The sequence below is a fragment of the Prevotella sp. E9-3 genome (genome assembly GCF_022024015.1).
GTDB lineage: Bacteria > Bacteroidota > Bacteroidia > Bacteroidales > Bacteroidaceae > Prevotella.
In genome coordinates, this window is the sequence record NZ_CP091786.1 from 2,382,284 (window position 1) to 2,400,097 (window position 17,814).

Consider the following 17,814-nt stretch of genomic DNA (forward strand, 5'->3'; position numbering starts at 1 on the left):
TCTCACGTCTGTCCTCACTTTTGCCTAAATTCCATTAAGACATTGTCAACAATATATTGATCGCTCATGAGTTGCAAACCGTATTTGGGGTCAGACAATTGCTGATAGGTTTTAGTGGAATAGAAAAGGTCTAATGCTTGCTCGGCATCAACCTTGAGCGCTTCGGCAAGCATCATGATGATATGGCTCTGTTTTCTCCAAAGTACTGCATCTCTCATGGTTCATCCTCCTCAAATTCTAAAACCGTGCTTTCAGTAAACGTCAGATATTTGTCAATTACATCCTGATTAAGAATGCAAAGCTGATGATTTACTTTCTTATATTTGAGTTGTCCCAAAGCTTGCTCTGCGGTAATAATTCCCTTTTCGTAGTCTTCAACAGTGTCAATTACATTGTCATTGGCAACGCCTCCTTCAACAATGTCATATTCGCTGGAATAATCTTTACCTCGACGACAAGCAACAACATAGTTTAACCACTCTAAATCATAAGTAGGAAACGACTTTATGCGAATGCCATCAATTACAGCCTGAGTTACATTAAACTGAAAGGTGTTTAACACAGCCTCTGCATTTCGTCCCTTTCGACCAGCCATCACGACAGCCCAATCTTCTGCCTGTTTTTTATTTTAGTAAGGTAGAAACCAGGACCGAAGTCCAAGTTCTTTCTTCCTGCCTTCGCATTTGGCTGAGGAACAGATACCTGTGAACCATGGTACAACGTCAACATACTCCATCCTCCTTTTCTTCATGTTCCCAATTATGCAACGTTTCAATGGTATCGTCAACTACCCAATCGAGGCTTTGAGTATGTAATTGCTCATAGTGGCGGAACAGGCGTTTATGGATTAGGTTTTGACGTTTCAGACGGTCGTGCATCTCCTTTCCGGAAAGATTAGCCTTCCGTGCACTAGCTTCAATAGCCATTACCGCAAAATGTATCTTTCGGTAGGTATCTGTCTGAATATTCTCCATAACACCTTAATATTTGTTTACTCTTTTGGTGGCAAAATTAGGAAGAAATCTCGAATAATCCAAATCATTCATGAAGTTTTTATTACCATACCACCAAGTCGCGAGGCAGGGTAATTTTCTTAGGTTCGCCTCTCCATCCAGGAATTTACATCCTTGGCTATAGTGAAATAATCCTTCTGATGAATCATCTCCAGCATGGCATTGATTGAACTTTTTGCTTGCTCCTTCGCTGCCTGGCTATAACGTGGCATTCCATTTTCCAAAATATCATCAAGATATTGCTTCTCATAGGCTTTCATATCGAAAGATATATTCGACGGAAGTGCCTTTATAAGCGTCATCTTGTACAATGTGGGTTGAGCAAATCTGTAGAATCACTTAAAAGTTACCGACAGGTCTTTCTCTATAGCTTGCTTAGGTACTACTCTTTTCACAAAAAACAACTGGAATATTTTGCGTGTTCCAACTCTCTTATATAACTTTGCAGGCCGAAATAATAATAAACGTATGAGAAAAGTTATTCTTGCACTATCTATGTTCTTCGCTGTGCTGACTACTGAGGCACAGGGACTGAAGAAAGTATATAATGAGAGCATCAACCCCATCGAGCAGATGGACCAGGCTATTAGCAAGGCGAAAGCCGAAGGGAAGTTTGTTGTCTGCCAAGTGGGAGGCAACTGGTGCCCTTGGTGCTTGCGCTTTGCCGACTTTATTTCGAACGACAGTACCATCAGCCAAGTCATAAAAGACAACTTTGAGTATATCCATGTGAACTACAATCCCAGGAAGTCGGGAGGAGAGGCTCAACAGCAACAGGCTGCCGAACTGATGAAGCGCTTGAACAATTGCGGTCGTTTCGGATTCCCCGTATTCGTTGTGCTGGACGAGAATGGCAAGGTGCTTCACATTCAGGACTCGAGCTTCCTTGAGGAAGGAAAAGGCTACAATCAGGAAAAGGTATTGCGTTTCTTCAACAATTGGACTCCTAAAGTAGTTAAACAATAGAAGTATTGTTATTCTATTATCAATCAAGAGAAACAACTCAGAAATAAATTATAGCTATAATTGCGATAATTATAGCTAAAATTGAAAGAATTATAGCTATAATTTATTTTACCCTAATAGCAATTGAAGCGGTAGAGTTATTCCGTTACTAAGTACTTGTTAGTCTTTTAAGAGTCAACGGAATGAAAGCTAAAATAAATTTTGGCCATTATTTTTCAAATTTTGGCCAAAATTCAGAAAATAATGGCCAAAATTTAAAATGGAAGAATGAATAATGCTTGGCCAAAGAATGACAATATCTGAAGAATAAAACGACAACTCTAAATCTATTACGCTAAAAAAACTTTCAGATGACAGATGCCCTCTACCAACAAAAAAATCCTGTCAATTTTCTAAGCATCAAGCTGAGACAATTGACAGGAGAGAGATGATTGTATATAGATTAAGAATTGAGCAGATCTATGTAGGCTGCTTTTATTTCTGCAGCTCTTTTCTTCATTCTTCCAGATGAGTTTCCTTCAATTTTAGCAACTATTGACCTTAAAATCACGCCCTCATATCCAGATGATGCTTCGAGTTGCAATAATTTTTCAGAATATGAAAGTGCTTTAAACCAAGACTCCTGGTCAGAGATTTTTTGTGTATTATAGAAATATGCAATTGCAAGATTATAATAAGCCTGGCACAAACGCAATTTAAAAGCATTTGTAAGTTCAAATCCACTATTTTGAAGACTCTCAATATAATTTGCCTGCAATGAAGCTGCTTCAAAAACAGCATCGCCCCATTTTGACTCACCGAACTCAACCTTTTCTAAATTAATAATCATTTGCATATGGCGTGCGTAGGCCAACGACACATTATTCTCAGTACTGTCAACCGTAAGAATCATCATATAAAGCGAGTCTGCTTTATGAAGCATATCTATTTTTTCATTTGCCATCAACTCATCGGAATATATTCGGCACTTTTCAGCAAGATTCCAATAGTCAGAGGCTTCTACGGCTTTCCCGTGTTTCTTCTTATAATCTATATATTCCTCATAAACAAGGATGGCAGAATCTGGATAAATAGCATCGTAACAGCTACTAATATTCTTGATAGCAATTTCATAGTCTTTATCCGACTCGCCCTTCGTAGCCATTTCCTGACGATACATTGAAATAGCTTTGGTGAATTGATTCATACCCTGATATGCGTTGCCACTATAACGATAATCAGCAGGCTCGTATTTCATTGTATCAACGACGCCAAACAACTTTTCAGAGGCAGCAATTGCATCTCCGTAATACAATTTTGCCATATCACTATTTTTTTTCTGTTTCTCTCTTTTACCCAATTCTACATTAAAGCGCAAAGCATATCGGTGTAATTCTCTTGAATTAGGAAACTTCTCTAAACCATAATTAACGAGATCAAGTCCTGGCTCATAGTCGTGAACAAGGTTCAAGATAATCGTATAAAGAACAATATTTCTCAATGTCATTGAGTTCTTGTCCTGTTTTCGCAAATAGGAAAGAGAGCGGTTCAGAACTGTTGTATCGTTTGTTTCAAGGTCATACTGCTGGAAATAGTAGGTTGCAACCTGACTATATACAGGGAAGTTTGGAAATTTCTTATACACAGTTTCAGCTTCATTATCAACCTCTTTGAAATCACGTTTCAGGAACATGCGCACCCACTTCATATACGGCTCTATGCTATCTGGGAGCACCGTCTTGCAGGAGTCAACCACCTGTCGGGCACGGGAGACAGAGGCAAGACTATCATTATGCTGCATTCGTACACTACGCTCTACTAACAACTGCGCATACGTAAGATAGCCATCCATGAACTTAGGATATTTCTTGATGAGCTTCTCCATGCGTGAATAGGCTATATCGTGGCTTTGCAGTTTGCTGCGCGAGAACTGTTCGGCAATATGCATCTCAAGTCGAGGCTCTTTGTCAAATTTCTTAATGACTTTATCACAAAAATCCTCTATGGGCTCATTCAAATCATGACCATCCATGATAGAATCGATTGCTACCATTGTGGCTGCCAACTGGGCCTCATACTCAGGAGTGTTTTTTTTCTTCTTGTCGGCAAAACTTGAAGCGATGCCCACAAACGCTAAGAAAACTATGATAAGGAAACGACGGATATTCATCATAATATACGGGATAATGGAGTCTGAACGTGAAACGAAAAACTTAGAACTTATACTGCACACCCAGGTCGAGTGTTTCAATTACTTGAACACGCGTGGGTAAGATAGCGCTCATATTGAACTTACTGAGATAGAAGATTTGAGGGGTGAGCGTGATACCTATTTTGGGGGTGATGTTGGCCACCAGTTTTGCACCGCCATGAGCAGCGGGCCGGAAGGCTCTGCTCTTATCCTTGGGCAAACTTAGAATATGGCCGTCTCGCAACATCTCCAGTTCGCTCAGCTTTGCCTCCTCGCTCAATCGCCAGAAAAGAGCAGGACCTACAAACAAATCCAGTTCGAAGAGTCGCCCAGGGCGATACCCACGCAGCAGATTGCCCATATTGGCACTATAGGCAAGGGTTGCTATACCCATATTGTAAGTATGGTTCCATTGGCCTTTACGCTTCGTAACATAGTTGGCATAACCGTTTTCATCCAGTATGCCATCGTAGTAAGAGGCAATGTTCGACTTAGAGTGTACAACGAACTCAAAACCTGCACGTACCGATGAGACGTGATCAAAGCTGTACTGGGCAAAAGAGTTCAGGTTGAAGCACTTTCCTTTGTCGCCCAAATATTGCTCGCAAATGTGAATGAGGTTGTAGCCACCGCCCACACCGATACTGACGCGACGGAATTTATCAGCCTCGCTGTCATTGACAGGTAGGCGATATTTCCTGCTTTGACTGGTGGCCGTGAGACCAATGTTCAGTCCGTAACCATTGTCTGAATATCGAGCATTCCAATGTACGTTGCGGTAGGGAATCTTATAAACATTGTGCACGAAACGCGGTTCTACAAACAGATGCAGACCATCGGCAAGCCTCATCCACAGATGCAGACCAGCCACATAGCCCTCGCTACTGCAACTCAGCATCTCGCGCGTCTGGTATTTAAGGTACTTACCATATTCCAGTCCGCCCACGAGGTAGAAACCGAACGAACGATCCCATACATAGTTGTTGGTGAATCCAAGCGGATTGAGCATGGCTTCAACCCTTGCTCCGTAGGAATGAGTGTACATAGCCCGCTCATAGGAAATTCCATCAGTACTCTCATAAACTTTCTGCCACATAGCAGAGCGCACCAAACCAGACACACGCATACCTACAACGGGAGAGAACCATTTGCCTACCGATAGTGCCTCCTCATGGCCCATTGTTTCGGTGAGCGACAACACTGGTGCTTTCATCATAAACGGTCCTGCAGCCAGTTCCACTATCCATGGTGCCTGCCACGACTGCAAGGTAATGCTATCGGCCATAAGTCGATTGTGAGTATTGCGTGCTTTTTCACGCTGTCGCAGACGAGCAGCACGGGTCAGGTGATTGGTGAAATAATGCACAAAGTTGGCATTGACACCATAAAAGACATCCACCTTCCTCCAGTTCTTGTCATGGCTCAGATCATAGTTGTTACCGCCCAGTCCGAAATAGGGTTCAATGTTGAATGATCCGTGTGGACCTGTATTGAAGTGCAACTGCAGTCCGGCATGGCCCTCAAAAGCATCGCCCTTCAATCCGGCAGCGTTGTTGAGCATAGCGTGCTGAAAGCCAGTTCCGATCACAGTCTGTACGCTCAACAGTCGCATGGGGTTATAGCCGCTGAAATAGGATGAAAGGTCAAAGAGATGGTCAACTTTCAATCCATATCGTGCAAACATGCGGTCATAGTCTTTCTGATAGCCAAGAGCAGCATGTCCTACCAATCGCAGTGAGTGATACTTACCCAACTGATATCCTACGCCGACATGGACGGTTGTCAAAGGGTCAAAGTGGTAATTGTTTTTCCCGGGGGGTGGAACCATCTGTTCAGCGCCGGCGCCAGACTGGACGGACAGGTTATCATACCAATGATAGGTAAGTGTATCGCCTTCGGCAATGTATCGGCGGTCCATGATAAAGGTATCTGGATTCACCACTCCTTTCAGCCTCATGCTGTCCACAGGAACGTAGCTGGCATCCATCTTCACAGCAAAAGGATTGTCCTCCACCTCGGCAGTGTCCTTCTTGGCAGAAGTCATTGAACTATCACCAGGTTTTGGCAGCAGCAGTTTTTTCTGTTCCTCCTGTTTTTTCCTCTTTCTCTCAGCTTTAATCTGTTTTTTCTGTTCCTCTTTCGTTAATGTCTTTGACGAAAGAGGTTTCTGGGCATAGGCCGGAGCCCACGCCATCACCAGCAATGCCAGCAAGAAGGTTATCAGTCTATGTTTTTGCATGTCAATTTCCTGTTTGAACTGGTCGGCCTGATTTCTCAGCTTCTACTTCTTTCAGATATTTTGCCCGTTCTATGTCGTCGGCAGCTTTTCTCAGCCGATATATCTTCCGATATGCAGGTATGCGATCATTCTTAAAGGCATGATTCTTTTTCTTGCGCATATCCTCAGTGATATGCCCCTCTGTGAAATAGCTCTTCATCATAGTTCGCTTCTCGTCGTCCATATCGAAGCTCTTCTGAAAGTAGGCCATATAGTAAGGTATGCCTTCAACATCGACATTTGCGTCGGGGTCGGGCTCGGCTTTCTTCTTCGGTTTCGGTTTAGCATCAGGATTCTGGGCAAGAAACTCAGCTTCCCACTTTTTATACTCCATCCACTTTTGGGGATTGTCAACGTTCAAGTCCATTGCTTCATCTTCAGTTAACAGTTCGAACTCATCCTCCTGAGGCGTATTTACATTAACATTGAGAGGATAGTTGTTTTCCTGACCATCGCGTGAAGCCCATAACAGAGCCATCAGATACCATTTGCGGGGATTATCATCATTCATCAAGTGTACCCATTTCCATGCCTGTGCACGCTTGTTGAGCATAGTGAATTCTGTATAGATAACAGCTCTATTGTCGGGACTTGAATTTTCCACGAACGAAAGAGCATTATTAAACAAAATCTGCTCGTTGGGTGTGAGGTCGCCATTCAGCATTTTACGATAGTATTTCTTGAATCGTATGAACGCCAACAACTTTTCACGTTCTGGACTTTTATGCCGTTCCAGATAGTCAAGATATTCCAGTGCACGGTCTTCATTGCCAAGCGTATAGAACATTACCGCCTGATTGAGCACCAGCTCGGGGCGATTATATTTGATACGCAATTCACTGACCCTTTTATCGACCGTTTCCAGATCAAAGCGGAAAGGCTGGAATTTTTCAGTAATCATAGGGGCAAGCGTCAATGTATCAGGCTTTCCACGCTTCATATTGAGCAAGGCCATTCTATTGATGATGTATGGCGCTATGCGCTTGTCATAGTCCATACGACGCTTAATGATGGCATTATACGCAATCTCGGTTAGTGTGTCGAGTTCAACGCTATCTTTAATAAGGCGGAACATATTGTAATAGTCACCATTTGAAAAACCTGTATAGTGCTTATTGGCATAATAATTCTCTACTGCCTCTTTGGGTTCGAGCACTCTCTTTGCAATGAACTTGTATGAGAAACTGATGCGACATTGTTTTACCAGCATAGGTTTTACCACTTGCTCATAGTTAGGACAGTTCTTAGAAATTACCTTCCAAGCCTCTTCGGTTGAAGGCGTTTTTTCGGCCTGTTCACGTATAAAGGCCGCTTCATTGGTATATCCTTCCTGCTCCAGCAAAGCAGCTGTGTTTTCCCATGAATCGATTTTGTGTGAAGCACTGATGGCCTTTCGAGGAAGAATATTACGAATTACACCCAGTGCAGCCTGTGCACGCTGCTGTGTCAAGCGATTGTTGGTTTCCTCTCGACCGTCAGGGGATGCATAAGCAATGAGCGAGGCTTCAATTACCTCTCCACTACTTTCTATATCCTGAATATCATTTCTCAACTTATCGATATCGGCATAGTAGGTGGAATCAACGATAATATTCGCCGTACCAATGTCAAATTGTATTCCGAGGTTTCGTTTATCTTCGATTGTAGAAATTTTTGCCTGGTCGCGAAACTCGTCAGTGAGTTCAAGTTCCTTCATGGCAGTTTTCATTTCCAAGAACTTAAACGGTTTCTCGTGCAGGCACGTTCCCGGGTCGTGATATTCATAGTACTTCCTATGAAGGTCCTCCATAGCTATGAGTGCCCTACAACGATAACTCCGGTTCTTGTCTCTTTTTTTCCATATAATAAGTGTGTCAATAATAATACACTCATTGAGGCTATCGTGTTCCAGTTCACTGATGAAATTCTTAAAACTTACTATCGTGTCTGATTTACTGCCTGAGGAGATATAAAGAGAGTCATTATTTTCTTCAATAGTCTCCATAACAATTTCACCATTTTCGTCCTCAACAGTTTTGCCGTTCACCATTTTAGCCACTTTCCTTACAACAGGTGGCCGGTGAATGGTGTCCACCCTTTGCCAAGTGGTGGTAAGAATAGTTGTTTTTCCGAACGGATCTTTCTGTTCATAGTCAAAATCCTTGCGGCGGTCTTGTAACGTATGATAATTATAGCCTTCGTAAACAGCAGGAACGAGGTAGTCCACGGTATCCTCTGTGTTACAGTCAACAGCATAAGGAATGATAATGACACGTGAGTCGTCCTCATGGTATTTCCATGGAAGCATTACAGTTATTTTCCATCCTTCCTTGTCATCGCCCAAGTCGATTGAGGCACGACGGTTTCGGTCTCGTTTGGCATTACCCAACACATCATCGATAATCAGTTTTTCAGTACCCTGAAAACTAATATTGTAAACATAGGTATCGCCATCTTTGTCACAGTCATAATAGATAGCCTGATCATCGCCCAAATCAATTTTCTTATTCTTTACCAACTGATTATCGAGTCGAAACAAGAATGCAAAAGGTTCGTCAGTAGAAGTTTCAAGCGAATAAATCACGACTCCTGTTCCTTGAGCATTACTGAATTCAGCCACTCTCTGATTCGCATCGATACCATACTTGTCACGATTCTCTGTATTATCGATAGTTCCATTTTCTATCTTTTTTAGAATCTCAGGATATTTGCTCTTAGCCTCTTCGTATTTGAGAAATTGGTTAGCGATATTAAACATTACCGGTTTCTTCTCGCCCCCCGATCTCAAGTTCATCGAGATACGATAGTTAACCAATTGTGCGTTAACATGAGTTGTTGACATTATGAAACAGGATGTCAGCAATACAAGATATATGCAAGAGAGGAATTTCTTCATGAGTTCGGAAGTGGGATTATAAATAGAATGAACGGGCTAACTATTTTAATATATAGGTAAGTGACACGCCGATGCGGGTAGGTAAGAGCGTATATCCGTGAGCATTGGTAGAGATGACTCCATCGGTGGGATATTCAGTATCGTAGTGGTCGCCGACAAAGTATTCTTTCTGCCGATAGAAGATTGCAGCGAAACCAGCATGGAAATCAAGATTGATTCGTTTGGAAAGCGCAAGAACGTATCCGAAAATGAGACCGCCACCTATGGAGGAACCTTCATATATTTTTCCGGCCCAAGTAATGTCGTAATTGGAAGCAAGGGCTCCAAAGCCTATAAACTCATGGTTCATCGGGCGCCCAGAGAAGTAGTATCTCAATTCTGGCTGTAGGGCAATTGCCTTGACATCTTTCCCCCAAGGCTTGTTGGTTCCTAAAACACTAATACCCAGTGTGGTGCGTTCGCCCGTAACCATTTCAAAGCCAAACGATGGCATCATAAGCAGGTCGCTGGACAATTCAGTACTTGCGGCCAGCATCTGTGCTCTTACATCTGTCAGAGTGAGCAGGGTGATGAGTATTGCGAGAAATACTTTTTTCAGCATAGTGTTGTGCATTAGGTTGAGCCTGTATTATTTATGACTATTCTTTTTCCTCCACAATGTCAATAACAGTGGGTTCAGGAATTATATAATCCAGTCCAGGCACCAAGATTTTTACATTGTATCCGTGACCAGCAACAAAGCCTGTTTTGTCGAGCGTGACGTTTACCTCATAAATGGTGCTGTCGTTTCCTTCACTGCTAAACTGCATACCCAATTTGAACCTATCTTCTCCATTGGGTATTGGCAGCATGATGGGCTGTCCAATGGACTGTGGTGTGGTACTTTCTATTTTTATCGGTGTAAATGGCTGGTCGTCAGCATCACACAGGTAGATGTTATTCAGTATGGATGTGTCACCCCAATCAGCCTCAAAATGTCCAGAAACAATGTCCAGTTGTGCCTCAGTAGGAACATTTTTAATCCAAAGTTTCAGGAGTGTCAGTTTCTCAAAGTCGTTGTAAGCAGGATCTCCTGTAGGATTCAAGCCTCCCAACGAGAACCTTAAACGCATCAGTTTGTGCTCGAAGTGAATAACTGGGATGAGTGGATTTTCTCTATTTATCAGATAGTAACGTGCACTATAAGCGTAGTTGGCATATGCATCTGTGGGCATTGTTGAACGTCCCCAAATGATATCCTTAGTGCCGTAAAGGTCTTTAAAGACGACAGTACAATCATTGTCATCTTTTATGATGTCCTCGCTGAAGGGTTGATAAGCGAAGAAGTTATATTTATAGTAGCTATCCAAAGGATAGTAACAGGTAGAATCGGCCGTAAAGTCATGGTTGTAGAAGCAAATATTGCCTACTGCATCTATCTTTGCCCTTTGATTGTCCATCCAAGCGCCATTTGGCTCGAGCCACGAAGGGGATGGGGCGAGCATATTATGCGGCTGTTTGTCGATAGCCAGCATGAAAACTCCCAGGCTGTCGGTCTGGGGAATGGTTCCCTCCAAGCCAGCCTTTGTTTCAAGGGTGGTGTTCCTCCACCCCAGCCGGATGGCTACAGGAGTATTGTCATTGATTTCGACTTGGGATGCAAGCATCTCATCAGCATCCTGTGTACAGGAAGCCAAGACGACAGATCCCAGAAGTAGAAATGCTAACTGTTTGTTCATTTCTTTTGTTTGTTGTTCTTTTATTATATAGTCAGGAGATTTGTGAGAAGTCGGGATACGGGATAATGTTCCCGGCTTCCCACAAGTTTCCTTCTATGAGAGGGTCTCAGCACATTTTCAGGCTGAGATTAGTTCAGTATCAACTCACCTTCTCCATCGTCTTCCCATCCTGCAAGAGTAGCAGTAACCGACACTTTCTGTGGGCTGCCTACCTTAATTTTAATCTTGTAGGTCTTGCCTGACTGGTAAGGATTGTTTGGACGCAGGTCGATACGGTGTACAGTAAACTTATCGCCAGTACTTTGACTCTCGAACTTCATGGCCACCTGATATACTCCAACTTTATCGTATGGAAGCATGATGGGCATTCCTACAGGGAGTTTCTCAGTGTTGTCGGCACCTATGATGACACCACCCTCACGGATTGTCTCAGTGAGCTCACCGTTTACTGCAACCGGACTTAAGCGAGGTTCTTCCTCACCAGGCTGCACAACGGCATTACGGTCGCGAAGATACAAATCGGCCTTAGGTCCACTCCAATCGTAAACGAGTGAAGGTTCGCTGTCATCAAGATTGGCCACTGTCAAATCAGCCTTTGTTGGTACGCTGAGTACACACAGTTCTGTAAGAACCATATCATTGCAGTCGTTGTAGCTGATGGTATAATCCTCTGGATGGTTAACTGGGTCGGTCCATGTGGTATCGCCTTCACCCACGAGATAGAACTGGAGTCGCATCTGCATGTGTTTGAATGCGATGTTAGGCACTTCCTCAGTATGTCCATTCATGTGGAAATACTTTGAGCAGTAAGCCAAATCTGTCAAAGGCTGTGCGTTCAACGTCAACGGTGTTGAACCGCAGATAATGTCCTGTGTACCATCCAAATCGGTATAATGGACAATACGCTGGTCATCATCGCTTACCGTCACCTTGTCGTCGGTGCGGAATGGCTGATAAGCATAGAAACGATAGGCATACCAGTTGTCGATGGGATAGTAATGGTAAGTTATCTCACCATAGTCTTGTCCCTCCTTGTTGCGGAAGAATATTCTTCCGTTGGCCTTGTTGACCAATGCCCATTCGTTGTCCAGTTTTGCCACATCAGCCTGATAAACATCACCTGGTGTCCAAGTCAAGGGATCGGTCTCGGGATTGATTGCTGTCTTTAGTCGAGCCAGCATAAAAACGCCGAGGCTGTCTGACGAGAAGCGACCGTCGTTCTCACTCTCGATAGTGGCTCGGCTAATGCCTACATTATATCCTGAGCCTAGCTGAATGAGTACGGGGCTGTTGTCATCAGGCTCTGCCTGGACGTTGATGGTATCGTCATCCTGCACAGAGCAGGATGACAGTACCAACAGTCCAAGTGAGAGCATCAAAATATTTTTTCTCATTACTATTTCGATTTTCTTGTTAATAAAGAATCACCGTTCAGAATGAGAAGCCTTTAATAATCGAAACCTTCGTCTTCAGGAATAATTGTAAAGCCTTCTCCATCTACCCATGGAACGAGTGTGGTAGTAACGTCAATCTCGCTAAGACCATAGACAGTGATAAGAATGTTGTAAGACTTGCCAGCTTCCAACTCACGGCTGATAGCCTTTGAAACATTGCTATAGGTTTCCTTCTTCACATTCTCGTCGTCTGTGTAAGGAGAACCGGTTTCAGGATTGATATGATCACTTGGATTATAGTACTTTCTTACGTTCTGACTCATGAAGATAGTGATGTTGTACTTGTCGTCCAGAGGATTCTGAGAATCACGGATACCAGGAGCTACGAGAATGGCTTCACCCACTTCAACAGTGTCAACCTCAGTGGTATTCCAATCGTTCTTGTTGGCAACTTTAACAGTGGGCTTTACAGGAACGAGGTCAATCAGATTGGCGTTCTTTGGATTTGAATCAGACAGGTCACGCTGCATCAGTGTCAGCGAATCGGTTGTATCTTCCCATACAATACGTTTTACTTCGTTCTCATCGCCCAGATGAGCTACGATCAACTTACCGGAAACGGGTGAGATAACCTTGATAGAGTCGATGTTAATGTCTTTTGCCTCGAACTGACCAGCCTTTACGTAGAACTTCAGGCGAGAGAGCAAGTGGCGGAACTTCAACTCAGGCTGTACACCAGCACGTGCTGCATAAGCAGAATAGATACGCTTTCCTGCTTCGGTTGCGTCAATGGCACTATTATTTGCTACGCTATAGGTTATAACATCAGTTGTGTCCTGAGAGCTAGGAATAGCTTTAGCTACCATAATGTCTTGAGTACCGTCAATAGTAAAGTCTATTGATGTGGTGTCATTAGTAGCATTGGTAACAGGAGCACTCTGAATAGCATCATCAAGACGATAGCCCCAGAAGTCGAAAGCTCCAGATGCAGGATAGTATCTCACACTGTCGTTAGCAGGAAGTGCAATACCGGTCTCCACGTCCAGAGATGCATCGGGAGCAATGAACTCTTCATGGTTGAAAATCTTTATGCCATTGAATTCAGAAGGCTTGAGGGTGTTTTTGTCTGTCATAAAAATAGTAACACTCTGACCAGCCCAGAAGTTATCTTCAGTGACATTCTTGATATCCTTGAATCCACCACCTACGGTACCGGTACCGCGAGTTACTTTCTGGCCAAAAGAGAGTTTGATGGGCATACGCGCATCATCAGAAATCACATTACCACCTACAGAATCGTTTGTGGCAAAATCATCGTCATGAGACGAACAAGCGCTGAACAGTCCTACTGCTGCGATTGCGATGAAAAAATACTTATTCATACTGCTTAAAAAATTAAGTTAATAAAAAAAATATAGGTAAAAAAAAATAATAATCTAGTGTATCTGTATTCACCATTGGTCGTCAGTAGAGAAGGTATCACCCAGGTCTATGTTTCCTGCCTGTTGCCATCCATCAATACTGGTCCACACTTCTATGGGTTTCAGTCCGAAAACTGCCACACGCACTTTATAGGTTTTACCAGGCATGAATATGAATGTACCATCAGGCCGTTTGTTGCCTTCGTCTTCCTGGTGTGGGGCTTTGATTTCATAATGCGCGGTGAGAACTGTATCCTTCTCAGCCACAACACTCGACCCTGTATATACTTTACGAATGGTTTGCTGGTACTTTATCTCCATTCTATAAGACTCTTGTGGATTCAACATCAAACTGCCACCCAGTTTCGTTGGCTCCTGTTTCGTCCATTCTTTAATAGACTCATCGTACTGTTCTGTTTTTACAGGAGTCATTTCCTTTGGTGTGGTAAGACCATCATGTGGATCGCGCAAAGGAAGGAAGGCTTTTGAATCGTAAGCGGTAAAGCCCACATCTTCTAAATTGCGCGAAGCAACCACCAAGCGTCCTGAAGTGTTGCTCTCTACGCGAATGCCTAAAATAGTGATTTTGTTGGCGGTAGAGTCACCTGGATAAGCCTCAAATTCCAGTTGTGTGAGTTGGTGTCCAACATTGACGTAGGGATGAATGCCCAACTGTGCACTATAGGTACAGTAGCCTCCATAATTGCAGATATTGTTGATTTCAGCACGCGTAAGTTCCTTATATCTGTTTGCATAACGGGATTTCAGCACATCTTCGTTGATTCGGGGAGCATAACCGCAAAGCAGGTCCTGGGTTCCGTTAAGGGTGATGTCGTACCAGATACGGTCGGCATCGCGATGGTGCTGAGCAAGACTGATGTCATCAACGTAGTAGGCAAAGAAGTCGTATGGAACAGTTTGATAATCGCCACTGTAATAGAACACATCCTGATTGTGCAGTTCGTCATCTATGAAGTCGGTACTGGTGCCTTCTTCAAAGTGCATTTCGCCAGTTCCTCCATAAGTAAGTCCTGTGGGTTGTCCCAAATAGTAGTTCTTACCATCAAGCAGACAATGAACGAATTCTTGATCTTGTGTACGCCCTTCGGCATAACGTGTCTGGGTAAAGTCTGTCTCGTTCTGAAATCCAGAGGGTCCGCTATTGTATCGGCCAAAGCGGAAAGCAAAGACATAGAACGTGGCATTGGCAAGCTTATTTTCGAGGGTTGTCGAAGTAAACGGACCAGTACCCTTGGTTGACACAGTAAAGAAGTTCTGCTGGTTGGCAAAAAGCATAATGGGCGTGCGAGTACGCGTTTCGTCTTCATTATGAATGCCTAGTTCTCCATGTGTCATATCGTAGTCAATGCCCGGATATGATTCATTACAGGCAGTGGTCACCGCAGCAACAACCGCTATAATAACGAGTGATTTGATTTTATATAATTGATTCATATTGAATTTGAAAATTCACCTCTTATTTATATATGCACAAGAATAGTGTCAGCCAGGGTGCTCTTCCATATATCCACACCACCATTGTCGTCACTATTTTCAAGTACCATTTTTCCATCAACGTCCATCACTTTTTCGATGTGCAATTCTTTCTTTGCGGCATTTCTCGTCACGTGCTGGCCGTCGTCGCTATATTTATAGAGTTTTGCCTTCTCTAAAGTGTTGTATAGGTTAATGATGCCTTGGAATTTCTTTTCACGCCGTTCCTTCGTAGAGAGAATCGGATAGTCGGGGTTGGCCGTACTACAACAGATGACAACTTGCATAATACCCGGTCCGGTATAGACATTGGAGTTATCGCTCTGCACGATAGTGGGCACTGCGATAGTACCATGACAACGAAGGCTGGTATTGGGATCGGTGTCTTTCTCGAGCGGGACTCCACTGGTATTCTGTAGTTCGCATCTAAACATCATTTTGCAGGTACGCCGTATGTCGATGTAACCGTTAAAGAGATCGATGGTGAAAGGTATTCCACTTATCTCACCAAAAACAGAATCGACCGTAAACTTGGTGTTTTTGGTAATTTTGTTGATATCAAAATAAATATCGATTTGTTGCGTGATAGGATGTAGTTGGAAATTGATGGTACGATGCACGTTGGGCTTCATCTCGGTAGTAGAAATAGTATCGAGACAGATAGCATTGGTGCTGGGTTGCATGAAATACGAATAGGCATTATAGTCGGTCCATTCGCTAATTGGTTTTGCAAGGAGAGTATCGTTCCTACGATAGGTACGATACAACACCTGAAGGTCGCTCAATGCCATGTCGTCCGACTCAGAGAACTGTTCAATGATATCGTAATTGAGTTCGAGATTTGACTGATTGAAAGCCATGAATCGGTATTCTCCTCCAGGAATAGGGAAACTTGACAATCCAGAATAATCAGCCAACTGAGCAGTAGGCGCATTGTAATGGTATATGCCAGTCTGCGTCTGACGGTCAACTATCATGGAAGTCTTCCACATGTTAATGACACGATAAGCAATAACGTAGAGTGAGTCAGGCTGTTGCCCAACAAAATTGTCCCAATTAAAGGTGTAGCTTACTGTTGAGAAGTGAGGATGTTGTTCATCAGTGCACACATCAACCTCAGTACAGGAAGGCGTCAGCAGCAGTATGACGACTGACAATAGCAGCAATATTCTGTTTAGTGTAGTCATTTAGCTTCCTCCTTTCCTTGTTCTTCGGCTTGGGGCTGCTGCTCCTCTGCCTGTGGTTGTTGTTCATCGGTTTTGGGAAGTTGTTCCTCAGAAGGCTTTTCCTCTTTGGCCTGTTTCTTCAGTTTCTTATTATCCTCTTTGATTCGAGCGGCTTCTTGCTTACGCTGCTCTTCAGCCATTTTCTTTGCAGCAGCCTGCTGAGCCTGCTGCTTCTCCTCATTGGCCATACGCTGACGTATCGTAACGAGTGTGTCGGCATAAACCTTATTATATATACGTTCGAAATGAGCATCCATTCCTTCCAGATACTTACGATTAGTTCGCTCGGTTTCAATGCGTTTCAACTCATCATCCATTATACTGTCCATACGTTCACGATAGCGCTGCTCCACATCATAGCGCCAACGGTATTTGTGCATCATAGAACGTGTGCCCAAACGGTAAACAAAAGCAATGCGTGCCTCGTTGAGTACGGGGAAAGGAACGACAGACCAGTCATTGTGCTTTACAAGGGGGTAGCAGTCGCTCTCTCGATCATGAAAATATTCATCATTCTCAGTAAAGCAGACTCCCAAGTTGAGTCCCATGTCAAGATCGATGCTATTTCCGCCAGCAAACTGGTAAAGCGGTTTTACCATGCCAATGGTCAATCCAGCAGTAATAGCATTTCCTTGGTAACCCTTGTTACCGAAAAGAAGAAAAGAGTATTTGCTATACGCAAGGAATGCTCCACGATAATAAGTAGCATTGGGATGGAGAACAGAGTCACGCAGTGTTGATGTCAGCCGCTTAAAAATGTTACGTTTTTTAGTATTTGCAGAATACAACTGACGTTCACTCTTGCTATAATAGGAACGAGTTCGCCAATAATAGCGGACATCTGCTTTTGCCTCAGCTATATTATAAACCTGTGCGGGCTGGTAAGTGTGATTTGTCTGCCAATTATAGCGAAAGTTCATACCAATCGCCCAATGATTCCACTCTACCCCTCTCAGTTCGTATTCAACGCCGATATTGGGAGTGAGTAGTAGCCAATCAACAGTATTGGTCCGAACAGAAAAACGGTCGGCCAATGCTAGCGTATCGGGAACTAATTTAGTACGCTTATCTATTGTTTGTGCCTCTAACATAGCAACTATAAAAAGTTGGAGTACAGTGAAAAGCACAAATGAGAACAGCTTATCAACTTTCACAAAAATTTTAATTTAATTTAATCTACATCGCAAATCGTGTACAAAAATATAGACTATTTTAAACAATAAAAAAAAAATAAACATACATTAACATATTTAACTATC

At 43.2% G+C, this 17,814-nt stretch carries 14 protein-coding genes and 1 pseudogene; 1 reads left to right on the top strand and 14 read right to left on the bottom strand.

Annotated elements, in window-relative coordinates; genetic code table 11:
• Positions 1-14: 14 nt before the first annotated feature.
• The 4 genes and pseudogenes from L6475_RS09125 to L6475_RS09140 all read right to left on the bottom strand — a co-directional run bounded on the left by L6475_RS09125 (position 15) and on the right by L6475_RS09140 (position 1,315).
• Positions 15-218: a DUF3791 domain-containing protein gene (locus tag L6475_RS09125; protein ID WP_237819251.1), complete on the bottom strand. Its 204-nt coding sequence runs from the start codon at positions 216-218 to the stop codon at positions 15-17.
• Positions 215-729: pseudogene (locus tag L6475_RS09130) on the bottom strand (DUF3990 domain-containing protein). Before L6475_RS09130 ends, L6475_RS09125 begins: the two are co-directional and overlap by 4 nt.
• On the bottom strand, positions 723-974 hold the full coding sequence (locus L6475_RS09135) for a DUF3791 domain-containing protein (RefSeq protein ID WP_237819255.1): 252 nt from the start codon (positions 972-974) through the stop codon (positions 723-725). Before L6475_RS09135 ends, L6475_RS09130 begins: the two are co-directional and overlap by 7 nt.
• A gap of 119 nt (positions 975-1,093) precedes the next feature.
• Entirely contained in the window at positions 1,094-1,315 is a 222-nt protein-coding gene (locus tag L6475_RS09140) for a hypothetical protein (RefSeq protein WP_237819257.1), read from the bottom strand.
• A 166-nt stretch (positions 1,316-1,481) separates the two neighbouring features.
• Here L6475_RS09140 and L6475_RS09145 point away from each other — a divergent pair, with 166 nt between their 5' ends.
• Positions 1,482-1,979 (top strand): thioredoxin family protein, encoded by a 498-nt coding sequence (locus tag L6475_RS09145; protein ID WP_237819259.1) that lies wholly within the window; start codon positions 1,482-1,484, stop codon positions 1,977-1,979.
• 442 nt (positions 1,980-2,421) lie between these two features.
• Here the strand turns inward: L6475_RS09145 and L6475_RS09150 are convergent, their stop codons facing one another.
• From L6475_RS09150 to L6475_RS09195, 10 genes are all read right to left on the bottom strand, one after another.
• Positions 2,422-4,131 (bottom strand): hypothetical protein, encoded by a 1,710-nt coding sequence (locus tag L6475_RS09150; RefSeq protein WP_237819261.1) that lies wholly within the window; start codon positions 4,129-4,131, stop codon positions 2,422-2,424.
• A 40-nt stretch (positions 4,132-4,171) separates the two neighbouring features.
• Positions 4,172-6,388, bottom strand: coding sequence for a hypothetical protein (locus tag L6475_RS09155; protein WP_237819263.1), 2,217 nt, complete (start codon positions 6,386-6,388; stop codon positions 4,172-4,174).
• A 1-nt stretch (position 6,389) separates the two neighbouring features.
• Positions 6,390-9,248: a hypothetical protein gene (locus tag L6475_RS09160; protein WP_237819264.1), complete on the bottom strand. Its 2,859-nt coding sequence runs from the start codon at positions 9,246-9,248 to the stop codon at positions 6,390-6,392.
• 94 nt (positions 9,249-9,342) lie between these two features.
• Positions 9,343-9,903: a DUF3575 domain-containing protein gene (locus tag L6475_RS09165; RefSeq protein WP_237819266.1), complete on the bottom strand. Its 561-nt coding sequence runs from the start codon at positions 9,901-9,903 to the stop codon at positions 9,343-9,345.
• A gap of 37 nt (positions 9,904-9,940) precedes the next feature.
• A complete protein-coding gene (locus L6475_RS09170; RefSeq protein WP_237819268.1) occupies positions 9,941-11,020 on the bottom strand; it encodes a fimbrillin family protein in 1,080 nt (359 codons plus the stop codon).
• A 128-nt stretch (positions 11,021-11,148) separates the two neighbouring features.
• Positions 11,149-12,414, bottom strand: coding sequence for a fimbrillin family protein (locus L6475_RS09175; RefSeq protein ID WP_237819270.1), 1,266 nt, complete (start codon positions 12,412-12,414; stop codon positions 11,149-11,151).
• Positions 12,415-12,467: 53 nt separating this feature from the next.
• Entirely contained in the window at positions 12,468-13,796 is a 1,329-nt protein-coding gene (locus tag L6475_RS09180) for a fimbrillin family protein (RefSeq protein ID WP_237819272.1), read from the bottom strand.
• A 69-nt stretch (positions 13,797-13,865) separates the two neighbouring features.
• On the bottom strand, positions 13,866-15,290 hold the full coding sequence (locus L6475_RS09185; RefSeq protein ID WP_237819274.1) for a hypothetical protein: 1,425 nt from the start codon (positions 15,288-15,290) through the stop codon (positions 13,866-13,868).
• A gap of 26 nt (positions 15,291-15,316) precedes the next feature.
• Entirely contained in the window at positions 15,317-16,516 is a 1,200-nt protein-coding gene (locus tag L6475_RS09190) for a hypothetical protein (protein WP_237819276.1), read from the bottom strand.
• Positions 16,513-17,646 carry a DUF3575 domain-containing protein gene (locus tag L6475_RS09195; protein WP_237819278.1) on the bottom strand — a complete coding sequence of 378 codons (1,134 nt, stop codon included), beginning with the start codon at positions 17,644-17,646 and terminating at the stop codon, positions 16,513-16,515. The genes L6475_RS09190 and L6475_RS09195 overlap by 4 nt, the downstream gene beginning before the upstream one ends.
• Positions 17,647-17,814 lie beyond the last annotated feature (168 nt).